Source organism: Nocardioides panzhihuensis, assembly GCF_013408335.1.
GTDB lineage: Bacteria > Actinomycetota > Actinomycetes > Propionibacteriales > Nocardioidaceae > Nocardioides > Nocardioides panzhihuensis.
This window is the reverse complement of record NZ_JACBZR010000001.1, coordinates 5,212,502-5,225,363: the sequence shown is the minus strand read 5'-3', so window position 1 is coordinate 5,225,363 and position 12,862 is coordinate 5,212,502. Positions and strand designations below refer to the sequence as shown.

15 protein-coding genes are annotated in these 12,862 nt (G+C 70.0%); 3 read left to right on the top strand and 12 right to left on the bottom strand.

Going from position 1 to position 12,862, the window contains the following annotated elements:
* Positions 1 to 58: 58 nt before the first annotated feature.
* Positions 59 to 910, bottom strand: coding sequence for an alpha/beta fold hydrolase (locus BJ988_RS24815; protein ID WP_179660520.1), 852 nt, complete (start codon positions 908 to 910; stop codon positions 59 to 61).
* Between the two features lie 72 nt (positions 911 to 982).
* On the opposite strand from BJ988_RS24815, the gene BJ988_RS24810 reads away from it, so the two are divergent.
* Together BJ988_RS24810 and BJ988_RS24805 are read left to right on the top strand one after the other, a co-directional pair.
* Positions 983 to 1,447 (top strand): hypothetical protein, encoded by a 465-nt coding sequence (locus tag BJ988_RS24810; RefSeq protein ID WP_179660519.1) that lies wholly within the window; start codon positions 983 to 985, stop codon positions 1,445 to 1,447.
* Positions 1,437 to 2,120 (top strand): hypothetical protein, encoded by a 684-nt coding sequence (locus BJ988_RS24805; RefSeq protein WP_179660518.1) that lies wholly within the window; start codon positions 1,437 to 1,439, stop codon positions 2,118 to 2,120. Before BJ988_RS24810 ends, BJ988_RS24805 begins: the two co-directional genes overlap by 11 nt.
* On the opposite strand, the gene BJ988_RS24800 is transcribed toward BJ988_RS24805, so the two are convergent.
* From BJ988_RS24800 to BJ988_RS24760, 9 genes are all read right to left on the bottom strand, one after another.
* Positions 2,092 to 2,847 (bottom strand): PH domain-containing protein, encoded by a 756-nt coding sequence (locus BJ988_RS24800; protein ID WP_179660517.1) that lies wholly within the window; start codon positions 2,845 to 2,847, stop codon positions 2,092 to 2,094. The two genes, BJ988_RS24805 and BJ988_RS24800, sit on opposite strands and share 29 nt — an antisense overlap.
* 16 nt (positions 2,848 to 2,863) lie before the next feature.
* Positions 2,864 to 4,093 (bottom strand): hypothetical protein, encoded by a 1,230-nt coding sequence (locus tag BJ988_RS24795; protein ID WP_179660516.1) that lies wholly within the window; start codon positions 4,091 to 4,093, stop codon positions 2,864 to 2,866.
* Entirely contained in the window at positions 4,090 to 4,404 is a 315-nt protein-coding gene (locus tag BJ988_RS24790) for a hypothetical protein (RefSeq protein WP_179660515.1), read from the bottom strand. Before BJ988_RS24790 ends, BJ988_RS24795 begins: the two co-directional genes overlap by 4 nt.
* A 123-nt stretch (positions 4,405 to 4,527) precedes the next feature.
* A complete protein-coding gene (locus BJ988_RS24785) occupies positions 4,528 to 5,544 on the bottom strand; it encodes a branched-chain amino acid ABC transporter permease (protein WP_179660514.1) in 1,017 nt (338 codons plus the stop codon).
* Positions 5,541 to 6,407: a branched-chain amino acid ABC transporter permease gene (locus BJ988_RS24780; RefSeq protein ID WP_179660513.1), complete on the bottom strand. Its 867-nt coding sequence runs from the start codon at positions 6,405 to 6,407 to the stop codon at positions 5,541 to 5,543. The genes BJ988_RS24785 and BJ988_RS24780 overlap by 4 nt, the downstream gene beginning before the upstream one ends.
* Entirely contained in the window at positions 6,407 to 7,126 is a 720-nt protein-coding gene (locus BJ988_RS24775; protein ID WP_179660512.1) for an ABC transporter ATP-binding protein, read from the bottom strand. Before BJ988_RS24775 ends, BJ988_RS24780 begins: the two co-directional genes overlap by 1 nt.
* Positions 7,123 to 7,920, bottom strand: a complete 798-nt coding sequence (locus BJ988_RS24770) for an ABC transporter ATP-binding protein (RefSeq protein WP_343051781.1) — start codon at positions 7,918 to 7,920, stop codon at positions 7,123 to 7,125. Before BJ988_RS24770 ends, BJ988_RS24775 begins: the two co-directional genes overlap by 4 nt.
* Entirely contained in the window at positions 7,917 to 9,209 is a 1,293-nt protein-coding gene (locus tag BJ988_RS24765; RefSeq protein WP_179660511.1) for an ABC transporter substrate-binding protein, read from the bottom strand. Before BJ988_RS24765 ends, BJ988_RS24770 begins: the two co-directional genes overlap by 4 nt.
* Before the next feature lie 277 nt (positions 9,210 to 9,486).
* Positions 9,487 to 10,461: a helix-turn-helix domain-containing protein gene (locus BJ988_RS24760; protein WP_179660510.1), complete on the bottom strand. Its 975-nt coding sequence runs from the start codon at positions 10,459 to 10,461 to the stop codon at positions 9,487 to 9,489.
* Positions 10,462 to 10,596: 135 nt separating this feature from the next.
* On the opposite strand from BJ988_RS24760, the gene BJ988_RS24755 reads away from it, so the two are divergent.
* Entirely contained in the window at positions 10,597 to 11,127 is a 531-nt protein-coding gene (locus tag BJ988_RS24755; RefSeq protein WP_179660509.1) for a Dps family protein, read from the top strand.
* 111 nt (positions 11,128 to 11,238) lie between these two features.
* Here the strand turns inward: BJ988_RS24755 and BJ988_RS30700 are convergent, their stop codons facing one another.
* Positions 11,239 to 12,435 carry an FAD-dependent oxidoreductase gene (locus BJ988_RS30700; protein ID WP_179660508.1) on the bottom strand — a complete coding sequence of 399 codons (1,197 nt, stop codon included), beginning with the start codon at positions 12,433 to 12,435 and terminating at the stop codon, positions 11,239 to 11,241.
* Entirely contained in the window at positions 12,432 to 12,794 is a 363-nt protein-coding gene (locus BJ988_RS24745; RefSeq protein ID WP_179660507.1) for a non-heme iron oxygenase ferredoxin subunit, read from the bottom strand. Before BJ988_RS24745 ends, BJ988_RS30700 begins: the two co-directional genes overlap by 4 nt.
* Positions 12,795 to 12,862 lie beyond the last annotated feature (68 nt).

Genomic DNA, 12,862 nt, shown 5'->3' with positions numbered 1-12,862 from the left:
CGGCCCGCTCGGGCGGCATCAAAGGTGGGGGCGCTGGTTGGCGGAAATGCGTACGCGACTAGCGCGACAGCCACTGCTGAACAGCCGCGACGGTCGAGTCAGGCTTCCGGGCCCACTTGAAGTGGTCGATGCCGGGTTCGTCCAGGTGGACGCGCGCGACCTCGAGCCCGGGCATCCGTCGATGGATCTCGTCGACCGTCGCGCTGGGGGCGAGCCAGTCGTCCTCGATCGAGACGATCAGCGCCGGCTTCTCCAGCGCGCGCATCGCGGTGGTGACGTCGTGGGCCGGCCGGCCGAACCGGAGGCGGCCGGTGCGGGCGTACCTGGCCCATTCCTTCATCAGGGTGCGGGCCTCGCGGCCGGCGAACTTGAGCTGCTTGCCGGGGAAGTGGCCGACGACCCGGCCGACCAGGCCCATCGCCTGGCTGGCGAGCAGGAATCCCGGGCCGTAGTTGCGCCAGTAGGGCGTCTGCGAGGCGACGTAGACCAGGCCGGCGACCCGGTCGGGGTGCAGCGCCGCGTAGGCGCTGGCGGCCTGGCCGCCGAGGCTGTGCCCGAGGACGTACGTCGCGCCGGCCGAGGCCGGGATCAGCTCGCCGAGGCGGTCGACCGCGGCGGCGATGTCGTCGACCAGGTCGGCGTAGCCGAAGTCGTAGGACCAGCCGGCGACCCGTCCGCCGACCTCCTCGTGGCCGCGCTGCTCCATCCGGCCGGCGTTGATCCCCGCCGCCGCAAAGGCCACGATCAGCTTGTCGTAGTAGCCCGCCGACATGCCCATCGCGGGCACGACCAGCAGGGTCGGCGCCTCGGGATCCGCGGCCCGGACCACGGTGAGCGTGAAGCTCGTGCCCTCGGCACGCTCGATCGCGTACGTCTCGGTGGTCGCTGCAACGGAGAGGGGTTCGGTCACGGGCACCATGTTACCCACCAGTAGACACGTACGCTGTCCTCGCGTCCGCCGTGGACGCAAGTAGGAGGAGACGTGCCAGTGCTACCGCCGATTCCGCCGGACTGGGACCGGTTGGCCCGGCCTCCTGGAGAAACGCTCTGGATGGCGGTCGAGCACCACGGTCTCGACAGCGACCGGTTTCGCGGCACTCTGGCCCACACAGTCGAACCGCTCGGTGACGAGGTCGGGTTGCGCCAGTGGGTGCATCAGACCGAAGACCTGGTCAGCAAGACGCTTCCTGGCTATCTCCTCGTCGACCTGGAGCGCCTTGGGGTCGCGGGTCGGCCCGGCGGTCGGCGGCTCGCCCACCACACCGGGCCCAACGACGAGGCGCTGGTGCTGGAGCAGTGGTTCGTGATCGTCGAGCACGTCGACGGATCGGTCGGGCATACGCTGACCGCGACGCTGGCCACCGATCGCTACGACTCGCTGGCTGACGTCGTCGCCACGGCAGCGCAGAGCTGGCAACCGGCCGAGGTGGCCGCCGGTGCAGGTTGAGTTCCGTCCCGCCGGAGGCACCGCGCTGCAGCTCGACTACGAGATCTTCACCCACCTCCTCCGGCCGGGCACCGACCCTCCGGCGATCAGGTCCGCCCTCGGCTCGGTCCCGCCCGGCCTCACCGACCTGCTCGACGCGCTGCGCAGCCCCGACCTGACGGTCACGGTCGACGTATCGACGGCCCCGACCCGGCGTCGTCACAGGTTCGCGTACGCCTCATCCTCGGGAGCCGCACTGATCGCGGTGAACGACAGCACCCTGCGCCTGGTCCCGGCATCTCGCGCCTTCGCCGCCTCAGGCCTCGCCCAGGCGGTCAGTCTGAGGCCCTTTCCCGGCGACCGCACGGGACCGGCGGAGCCGGCGGACGACCAGACCATCACCGACCTCGTCGCCCAGGACCAGGCCCGACGGTCGAGCGCTCTCGCCCAGCTGCGCTCAGACCTGGCCTGGCGCATCCGGGCGGCCGGGGACCGACAGCTCGACCTCACCGCCGCAGTACGCCGCGACGCGCTCCTCGTCTCGGCCGACGGCGGTCCTGGGCTCACACCCACGAGCAGCACCGCTGTCTTCCGGCGCCTGACCAGACTGACCACACTGCCCGGACTGCCCGGACTGCCCGACAAGCCGAGCGAACCACAGCGCCTCAGCGGCGCGACGGGTTCTCCGGCTTGACGCCGTCGGCGCGGTCCTCGAGGAGCCCCGGGATCGCGGCGACCATTCCCGGCCGCTCGTCGGCGCGAGCCATCGCCAGGCCGTTGAGGACCACGTAGATCCCGTACGGGTCGTCGAGCGAGGTCGCGGGCACGTCCAGATCGGGGTCGGCCGGCCGCTTGCCGAAGAGGATCCCGCGCTTCGTGTGCCCGTAGGACGCCGCTCCGTCACGCCCACGGACTCGAACGATCGGCGTCTGCGCGTTGATGCTGGCCTGACTCACCTCGAGCACGTCGCTCCAGGCGATCTCGACGTCGCTGGTCCAGCCGTGCAGCCGGATCCCGGCCGGGCCGATGCGCAGATGCGGACGCCGACCGAGCCCTTTGACGAGGTCGGGAACGGGGATGAGCAGCAGGAGCGCCAAGCCCCCGAGGATCCAGCTGCTCCCGCCGGCGACCGCGATGGCGCCGATCACCAGCAGCGCGGCGAGCGCCAGCAGCATCGTGAGCGTCACGGCCGACAGCCGCCGCGTGAGCGAGACCGTGACCGCACCACCGGCAGAGGAGACGTACGCCTCCGGCCGCCGGGCGCGGGGGAACCAGGTGACCGCCCCAGCGACAGCGGCGATGAGCACGGCGAAGCCGAACAGCGCCATCGCCACCCGACTGCCGCCGGACTGTGTCCCGGACGACGCGATGACCGCTGTCCCGATGAGCGCCACCATGACGACGCACAATGCCTTGAGCACGCGCACGAACAACCTCTCAGAAGATTCCGTCGATGAGATCGCCGCCGGCGTCCCAGAGCCCTCCGGCGGTGTTGGTCAGGTCGTTCCATCCGTCGCCGATCGCCTCGCCGACGTCGCCGACGCTGTCGACGCCCTTCTCGAACATCGAGTCGATGGCACCCGAGGTCACGATGGCGACCCCGGTGCCGACGATGACACCGGCGACAGCACCTACTGCGGTCCCCAGACCCGGCACGACGCTGCCACCGAGTGCGCCGACGGCCGCGCCCGCCCCCGCGGCGGCGGCGATGCTCGCGCCGAGCCCGACAGCGGTCCCGCCGGCGTTCGATACCACGGCCTGCGTGGTCGACTCGCCGTCCTCGATGTCCGACTTGATGCCGTAGCCCATCGCCAGCGCGCCGATGATCCCTCCGCCGATCTTCACGCCCTTGGGGAGGTTCGGAGCCGTGCTCTTGGCCTCCATGTCGTCGAGGTGCTGGAGCGCCTTGGCCTTGTCATCGAGGTATTTGTAGAACGTGCCCTTGTCGCCGGCGAGCCGCCCGTCCTTGACCAGCTCGTCCAGATGCTGTGCCGCTCTACCGGCAGTCTCGCGAGCGGTCCTGCCCGCATCGGCGTACCACACCGCCATCCTGGCTGCGATCGCTCCGCCGCCGCCGTCGACGATCAGGTTGCCGGTCAGCGTGACCAGGTTGGCATCGTCCTTGGAGAGCTTCTCGGCGGCCGACTCGAGCGCCTCGCGCCAGCCCTCCAGATATTCGCCGGTGTCGCTCGAAGCCGTGTTGTAGGCCGTCACCTTCTCCTGGTACGCGTTCCAGGTGGTGACCCTGCTGTTGTAGGCGTTCATCGTCGCGGCGTCGACGTCCGGCGCCGGCTCGGGGCCGGGATGAGCGACAGCGGTCGGCTGCTGGATCGTGTCACCGCTGACGACGAGCCCAGCGCCGCGAGCGTTTTCGCGGACCGTCGCCAGCCCGTTCTTGGCCGTACGCATCGACCCGGCGAGCACCTCGATGGTGGTCGCGGTCCCGCGGGCTGTTGACTCGACGCCGTCGGAGCTGTGGGCCAGCTCGGTCGCCCGCGTGTGGAAGGCCTGTTCGCCCTCGCCCTCCCAGACGTCCTCGATCCGGCGGCGTCGGCCGAGCACGGACGTGGTGAGGTCTTCGGCTCCGCTCGCGTAGGTCGACCGGAGCCAGGTCGCGATCGACTCCAGCGCTCCCGGGCGCCCCTCGAAGGAGGTGTCGACGCTCATTCGCCCATTCCCTGCCGCAGGATCTTCAAGGCGTCGGCCGAGTCGGCATCAGCGTCGGCGAGCTCGCCGCTGCAGACACGTACGGCATCACCGATCGTCTGGGCCTCCGCGGACAGCCTCATCCCGGCGTCGGCGTAGGAGGAGATGACGCCGCTGATCAACAGCGCCGCCGGCCCCAGCCCGTCCAAGCCAGGCATGGTCTTGCCGGTCTTGTCGAACGTCTCACCGTCGGTGACGAGCCCGTCGCCCGCAGCCAGCATCGCCTCGTGGTTGGCCCGGATGGGGCTGTCGCCGTCAGCCGCCTGATTCATCGGCCCGGACCTCCTGATCAGACTACGTCTCGTCCCGCAGCCTAGTGGATCCGCGAAGCCTCCCCGGCGGACCCGAGTTTTCCACAGCCAAAGCCCCTTGTGGACAAACCTGTGGATAACTTCCTAGTTCGGTGGATGCACCGTGTGACCGACCGGAAAGATCTCGTAGCGGCCGCGCGCCGCCAGCCCCCACAACCCGCGCGGGGCCAGCAGGACCACGGCGATCGCCACCGTGCCGAGCGCGACGAGATACCAGGTGCCGTAGGAGTCCATCAGCTGTTGCAGCGCGAAGAAGATCACCGCGCCCAGGATCGGGCCCTCGATCGTCCCCAGGCCGCCGATGACGACGATGAAGATCATGAAGGCGGTGTACTGGACCGAGAACATCGAGTCCGGCGAGACCCGCAGGCCGTTGACCGCGATCAGTGCCCCGGCCAGACCGGCACCACCGGACGCCGCGACATAGACGATCCGCTGCGAGCGCCGCACCGCGACTCCCAAGGACGCCGCCGCCACCTTGTCGTCGCGGATCGCGGTCAGACCGAGCCCGATGCGCGAGCGCATCAGGACGTACGTCGCGAGCACGACGAGCACGGCCAGCACCAGCGCCAGGTAGTAGACGGTCGCGATCCGGGTCACCCGGTCGACCCCCTGGAAGGAGGTGAGCGAGAGGCCGGAGCCGCCGCCGAAGCCCGGGAGCTCCTGGGTGACCAGCTTGAAGACCTCGGCCACCACCCACGTACCGATCGCGAAATATCCTCCGACCAGCCGGAACAGCAGGAACGAGGTCGGCAGCGCAAGCAGCGCGCAGACGACACCGGCCGCCACGACCGCCACCGGGATCGGCAGGCCGACGACGTCGGCGAGCTTGATCACGCCATACCCGCCCGCGCCGATGAAGGCCTGCTGCCCGATCGAGACGAGGCCGCCGTAGCCGGCCATCAGGTTCCAGGTCGTGCCGAGGATGATCAGCGCGAAGAGGGTGACCAGGTTGGTCACGTCCCCGGGGCTGAACACGAACCACGGCGCCCCGGCCAGGAACACCACGATCGCGGCGAGAACCCCGCCACCTGCGAGCGAGGGCCAGCCGCCGCGTACGACCTTCGGGCCTCCTGTGCCTGTCCGGGGTTTCACAGTCATGCGGCGACCGCCTTCGGGAGCAGGCCCTGGGGCCGGAACAGGAGCACGACCAGGAAGACGAGGTGGCCCGCGAGGACGCCGTAGGCCGGGTCGATCTGGGCGCCGACGGTCTGCGCCACGCCCAGCACGAGGCCGCCGAGGAGCGTGCCCCACAGCGAGCCGAGGCCACCGATGATGACCGCCTCGAAGGCGAAGATGAGGACCAGATCCCCGTACGTCGGGCTGAACTGCGTCGACATGCCGAGAAAGACGCCGGCCAGAGCCACGGTGCCCACCGCGATCGCGGTGGCCAGGGCGTACATGTGCCTCTCGTCGATCCCCATGAGCGTCGCCGCCTCGGGGTCGTCCTTGGTCGCCCGCATGGCGCGGCCGATGCGGGTGTGGGAGAGGTAGAGCTGCAGGCCGACGATGACCCCGACCGCGACCACCAGGGTGAGCAGCGAGAAGACGCCGAGCCGCAGCCCGCCGAGCTCGACCGACGAGGTCGACAGGGTGCCGATCGAGATCTTGCGGGAGTCGGCGGTGAAGACCTCCTGGAGGAGGTTGGCGCCGATGACGGCCAGGCCGAAGGAGACCAGCAGCGGCGACAGCTCGCCGTGGCGCAGCGCCGGGTTGAACAGGCCGCGTTGGATCGCGTAGCCGACCGCCGCGAGCACCGGGATCACGACGAGGAGCGTCAGGAACGAAGGCATCCCGGTCTGCTGGACGACCCAGAGCGCGAGATAGGCCGAGGCGACCGCGAAGACGCCGTGGGCGAGGTTGACGATCCGCATCACCCCGAAGATGAGGCTCAGTCCGCAGGCGAGGAGCGCGTACTGGCCGCCGAGGAGGAGGCCCTGGAGGACCGCGTTGATCCAGTCCATCAGCCCACCTCCTGCTCGTCGATCCCGAAGTACGCCGCCTGGACCTGCTCACGGGTGACGTCGGCCGCGGCGCCTTCGAGGACCGTGCGGCCCTCGAGCAGGCACTGCACCCGGTCGGCGACCGTCAGCGCCTGGGTGAGGTCCTGTTCGACCACGAGCACCGTCGTTCCCTTCCCGGTGATCATCGGCAGCGCCTTGTAGATGTCGGCGATCACCACCGGGGCGAGCCCCAGGGAGACCTCGTCGAGGAGGAGCAGCCTCGGGTTGGACATCAGCGCCCGGCCGATCGCGGTGGCCTGCTGTTCGCCACCGGACAGGTGCGCTCCCTTGCGCGACCGCTTCTCCGCGAGCAGCGGGAACGCGTCGTAGACGGTCGTGAGGTCCCAGGGACCGGGACGGCGGCCGTACGCACCGACCTTGAGGTTCTCCTCGACGGTGAGCGAGCCGAAGATCCTCCGCCCTTCCGGCGTGAGCGCGATGCCTTCGCGGACCCGCCGGTGGGCGGGGGTGTGGGAGACGTTGTGGCCGGCGAAACGAATCTGGCCGGCGATCGGGCGGAGCAGGCCGGCGATCGCCTTCAGGAGCGTCGACTTGCCGGCGCCGTTGGCGCCGATCACCGCGAGCGTCTCGCCCTCGGCGACCCGGAGGGTGATGCCGTGCAGTGCGCGGAAGTCGCCATAGGCGACGTCGATCGCGTCGACCTCGAGGAGGGTGCTCATGGGGTCTCGCCTTCCAGGTCGGGGGAGCCGAGATAGACGGCGGCGACCGCGTCCGAGGCCATCACCTCACGCGGGTCGCCGGTGGCGACGACGTCGCCCTGGGCCAGGCACATCAACCGGTCCACGACCTGCAGCAACGCGTGCACGATGTGCTCGATCCAGACGACGCCGGTGCCACCGTCGCGGATCGCCGAGATGGTCTCGATCAGGGCGGGCAGCTCGTGCTCGGTGAGGCCACCGGCGATCTCGTCGAGAAGCAGCAACCGCGGCTGGGTGGCCAGCGCGCGGGCGAGCTCGAGCCGCTTGCGGTCGAGCAGCCGCAGCGAGCCGGCGGGGGTGTTGGCCAGGTGGGTCAGGTCGGCGGTCTCGAGCGCCTGCCAGGCCTGCTCGTCGGCCACCTTCCGGCGCGCGCCCGCGCCGAAGGTCGATCCGACGAGCACGTTCTCGAAGACGGTGAGCCCCTCGAAGGGGCGGGGGATCTGGAACGTACGTCCGATCCCCAGGGCCGTACGCCGGGCGGCCGGCATCCGGGTGATGTCGGCGCCGTCGAACCGGATGGTCCCGGCGTCGACCGGTTGGGCGCCGGTCACCAGGTTGAGGAGCGTCGACTTGCCGGCACCGTTCGGGCCGACGATGCCGAGCGCCTCGCCGGGAGCCACGTGGAAGGAGACCGAGCGGGCGGTGACGACCTGGCCGAACGCCTTGGCCAGGCCTTCGGCCTCCAGCAGCGCGCCGCGAAGCGCGCTGCCGGAGGCCTCGACCGATGGCTCTCCCGATGGTGGGGAAGAGGTCACTTGAGCGCCTCGGGCTCGCCCCCGAGAGGTACGTCGGGAGCCAGCGAGTTCTGCACGACGACCAGCTCGAACGGGTGCTCCCCGCCCTCGACCTGGCGCCACTGACCGCCCGCGAGGGAGGTCTTGGCGACGTACGGCGGGACGTTCGCGTCCTTGCCCCAGGCGACGTCACCGACGACCGTGGAGACCTCGAGGCCGGACAGCGCCTTGGTGACCGCGTCGGCGTCGGTCGAGCCCGCCTCGGTCACCGCCGCGGTCGCGACCTCGAAGAGCGCGTGCGCGAAGCCCAGCGGCTGGGTCCACTGCTTGCCGGTCTTCTCCTCGTACGTGTCGGCCAGCTCCTGCGCGGACTCGCCGGTCAGCGATGACTCGTAAGGAGCGGTCGGGGTCCACCACACCTCGGTGGAGAGGTTGTGGGCGATCGGGCCGAGCGCCTCGACGCTGCTCGGGAAGAGCAGCGCCTTGCCGATGGTCGCGACCTTCGGGTTGTAGCCCTGCTGCTTCGCCTGCTGCCAGAACGTGGTGAAGTCCGGCGGGATCGGGACGCCGACCAGGACGTCGTGACCCTTGTAGGCGCTGATCTGGGCCGAGAAGTCCTTGGTGCCGTTCGGGTAGTTGCCCGGGTTGTCGATCTTGACGCCCGACGCCTCGGTGAGCGCCGGGAAGTTGGCGCCCCAGGCCTCGCCGTCGGGGTCCTTCGGGAACAGGCCGCCGGCCTTCTTGTTGTTGGGGACCTTGCCCCAGATGTCGGCATAGACCGTCGAGACGTCCTCGAGGCCCCAGAAGAAGTGGTAGCTGTACTTCAGCTCGGCCGGCTTGTCGCCGCTGCGGATCGCGAAGGGCTGCCACGGGGCGACCGTGGTGATGCACGGGACCGAGTTGGCCTCGCACTGCTCCGAGACCGGGTTGACGATGTCGGGCGTCGAGGAGGCGACGATGATGTCGGCACCGTCCTTGTTGATCAGGTCCCCGGCCACCGCCCCGGCCTTCGTGGTGTCGCTCTGCGCGTCACGCACGACGATCTCGACGTCGAGCTCCTTGTCGCCGGCCTTGACCGGGTTGTCCTTGAAGTAGGTCTCCAGCTCGTCGACGACGAAGCTGTTCGCCTCGCCGAACGGGGCCGAGGAGCCGGTCTCGGTCGAGACGAAGCCGATGGTGAGCTTGTCCGCGCCGCCACCGCCTTCGTCGTCGATGCCGCCCGACCCGCATGCGGTCAGGGTCAGCGCCATCGCTGCGACACCGGCGGCGGCCATGCTCAGGCCGCGTCCGGTGGTGAGTCCGTTGGGCACGTACGTCTCCTTAGAGAGTGGGGTGTTGAGGAGTGTCGTCCGTCATCGCCGCCTGCAGGTGGGACACAGGGGCTGGTTGGCGGAAAACGGCATCGAAGAACTATCGGACTTTGGTGGACTTGTCACCCTTTCGCGCCGAGAAGTCACTCGCGTCGGCCGAGAAGTCACTCGCGTCGGCCGACTTGGCACTCGAATGCCCACTCGGCCGACGGGAGTGACGCTTCGGCCGACGGGGGTGACGTCTCGGCCGACGGGCGTGACGTCTCGGCTGGGGCGGTCAGGGGCGGGCGGCGCGGCGTACGTCTCCGGCGGTGACGCCGAAGCGCTTGCGGAAGGCCTGGGAGAAGTACGAGGCGGAGGTGAAGCCGCACTTGTCGGCGACGTCGATGGTGCGGATGCTCGGGTCCGAGCCGGTGGCGAGCATCGCGTAGGCGAGCTCGAGGCGGCGGCCGAGGATGTGGCGGGGAACGCTGCTGCCGGCGTCGGCGAAGAGCCGGGACAGGTGGCGTTCGGAGATGCCGGCGCCCGCGGCGACGGCAGGGGCGGAGAGACCGGGATCGGCGAGATGGTCCTCGATGAACGCCTTCGCCGCGGCGCGATGGGCGGTGCCCAGAGATACCTTCCCGGCGGTCGCGATCACCGCGATCAGGTCGAGCACGGCGTTCTCGTCGGCGGGCACCGGGTCGTTGGCCCGGAGCGCTCGGCCGACCATCTGGACCAGGGCGCGGCCGTGCGGGTCCTGGTCCCGGCCTGCGTCGAGGACGAGCGGCGTCGGCATCGACGCCATGCCGGTGCGGGCTGTGAAGGCCGACACCGGGACCTTGACCGCGAGCTCCTCGAGCCCGTGTCCGAAACCCCGCAGGAACGGCGCGTCCACGTCGCAGACGATCAGCTGTCCTGGCCGGATGACCCTCCGGTGACCGGCGTACTCCAAGATCGCCTCGCCGCGGAGGCTGGCGTAGACGGCGATCGATCGGGCGGGCATCTCCTTGACGAGGCTGGCCGGCCGCTCGACGACGTGGCGGGTGGCCCGGACCCGCGCCAGATGGATCTCGTCGAGCTGCAGGTTGACCTCCTGCGCGTCGAACCCGTGGCCGTCGATCGGCCGGCAGGAGAGCGCGACCAACGCGCTGGCGTTGTGACGTTCCCAGGCCTCGACCTGCGCGTCCGGGCTCAACCGGTTGGTCTCGAAGATCTCCGGACGACGAACCTGCGCGACGAGAGGAGCTGAGGCGTCTCCGGCTGACGGCACGGACCGACTCTACGGCGTACGGAGAAACTCGGCGACGACTTAGGGAAGACTTACCTTTCTGGAATCGTTCAAGAAAAGGTGACACAGTTGAGATCAGCAGCAGATACCAACACAACCCAGGGGGATCAGCCGAACATGACCACCAAGACCGACACCAGCAGCGCCACCCACACCTCGCACCCCGCGTTCGTGCCGAGCCCGGCGTTCGCGACCCAGATGCAGCGCCTGCTCGTCGATCTGACCGAGCTCAGCCTTCAGGGCAAGCAGCTTCACTGGAACGTCGTGGGCAAGAACTTCCGCGACATGCACCTCGTCCTCGACGAGGTCGTCGACGCCGCCCGCAACTTCACCGACGAGGTCGCCGAGCGGATGCGCGCGCTCTACATCCTCCCCGACGGCCGCACCGGCACCGTCTCCGAGGACACCACCCTCGCGCCCCTCCCGGCGGCCGAGGTCGACACCGCGACGGCCGCCGACCTCGCCGCCGCTGCGCTCTACGCCACCTCGAAGACGGCTCGTGAGATCCACGACGACATCGACTCCGAGGACCCGACCACGGCCGACCTGCTCCACGCGATCATCACGCGGGTCGAGCAGCTGGCCTGGTTCATCGACGCCGAGAACCGTGTCGCCAACCAGTCGAAGCCGGCTCAGCTGACCGTCTGACCCCGAGCAGACGCAACTGCCTCGCGGATTCCCACCGAGTCGGCGCATTTGTCCCGAGTTATCCACAGCACCCTGTGGATAACTCGGACATCTGCGCCGGCTCGGCGGCTTTTAGAGCAGCTTTCGGAGATTCTGGGCTGCGTCCGCCAGATCGGACGCCCGTACGCCGACCTGCCGGTCGATCAGCCGACGCGCTGCGCGCACGGCGTTGGGGTCGTCGACCGCCACCGCGCCGATGACGCGCTCGCCCCGCAGCGTGAACACAGAGAACGGCGGCTCGCCGAGCACACCGCGTACGACGTTCTCGTGCGCCGCGTCCGGTGAACGCATCTCACCGACCCCTTCGACGTGGAGGCCGTAGCGGTCCGACCACCACCAGGGCGCGGCGGCGGGCGGGGGCTCTGATCCGAGGATCGTGGCCGCCGCCCTGGCACCGTCCAGCCGGGCGGCCTCCCAGTGTTCGGCCCGATGGTGGTCCCGGAGCCGGGCACAGTCTCCGACCGCGAGCACCGACGGATGGCTGGTCACCTGGCCGGCGTCGACCAGGACGCCGCGAGACGTCTCCAAGCCGGCCGCATCGGCCAAACCGGTCTCGGGGACCAGGCCGACGGCCAAGAGCACTGCGTCGAACTCGCGTGAGTCCGGCTCGCCGCTCAGCTGCGCCGCGACCGCGGTCGGCGTCTCCAGCAACGTCTCGACCGTGGCAGTCACGGCCTCGACGCCGTGGTCGGCATGCAGGCCGTGCAACCACCGGGCCACCTCGATGCCGACCGCGGCGGCGAGAGGCGGATCGAGCGGATCGACCAGCACGACCTCAGCCCCCAGACCACGGGCGGTCGAGGCGACCTCCGCCCCGATCAGTCCTGCCCCGACGATCAGCAACCGCGCACCGGGCACGAGGGACGTACGCAGCCCGTCGGCGTCCGTGACGTCCCGCAGCACATGGCTCGGGGATCCGACCGCGGGCCGCGCTGCCCGACCACCTGTCGCGAGCACGATCTTGTCGGCAGTCAGCACGCGGCCGTCGTCGAGCTCGACCTCGCCGGTGTCCGGGCGGATCGCCACCGCGACGACTCCCCCGACCAGCGAGGTCTGTTGCTCGGCGTACCACTGCGACGGCTGCAGCGCGATCGACTCGAGGTCGCGGCTGCCGGCGAGATACTCCTTGGACAGCGGCGGGCGGTCGCAGGGAACAGCATCGGCCGAGACCAGCACCAGCTCACCGGCGTACCCAGCCTTCCGGAGCTCCGCGACCGTGGAGACACCGGCGATCCCGCCACCGACGACGACAACCGACGCGACCGTCACGGCCTCTCGCCGGGGAACAGGTAGACCTCTCCGTCACGCACCTCGACCCGGTGCGGCACGGTGTCCCGGGTGGCCGGGAGCCCGTCGACCTTGCCGGTCTTGAGGTTGAACCGTGATGAATGGAGGGGGCACTCGACGTCGCCGTCCTCGACCCAGCCCTCGGCCAGCGAGGCGGTCTCGTGGGTGCAGGTGTCGTTGAGGGCCCAGCAGGTGCCATCGTCGTCGCGCAGGATGGCGATGTCGTCCTCGGTCCCGGTGACGTCGGAGGAGATGGCGATCCCCTCGCCCTCCGGGATGTCGTCGACGGACGCGACGCGGATTCCTGGGCTGTTTCCGCCGTTTCCACTAATTCCGGTCATGCCCCCATCTTCCAACGTGGGGGTAGCAGAACCGGCCACCTCCCCCGAGGTGGCCGGTTCATTTCCTA

Coding starts and splice junctions, on each gene's coding strand:
- BJ988_RS24755 (WP_179660509.1), top strand. CDS start 10,597: ATGACCACCAAGACCGACACCAGCAGCGCCACCCACACCTCGCACCCC.
- BJ988_RS24785 (WP_179660514.1), bottom strand. CDS start 5,544: ATGACTGTGAAACCCCGGACAGGCACAGGAGGCCCGAAGGTCGTACGC.
- BJ988_RS24790 (WP_179660515.1), bottom strand. CDS start 4,404: ATGAATCAGGCGGCTGACGGCGACAGCCCCATCCGGGCCAACCACGAG.
- BJ988_RS24795 (WP_179660516.1), bottom strand. CDS start 4,093: ATGAGCGTCGACACCTCCTTCGAGGGGCGCCCGGGAGCGCTGGAGTCG.
- BJ988_RS24745 (WP_179660507.1), bottom strand. CDS start 12,794: ATGACCGGAATTAGTGGAAACGGCGGAAACAGCCCAGGAATCCGCGTC.
- BJ988_RS24780 (WP_179660513.1), bottom strand. CDS start 6,407: ATGGACTGGATCAACGCGGTCCTCCAGGGCCTCCTCCTCGGCGGCCAG.
- BJ988_RS24775 (WP_179660512.1), bottom strand. CDS start 7,126: ATGAGCACCCTCCTCGAGGTCGACGCGATCGACGTCGCCTATGGCGAC.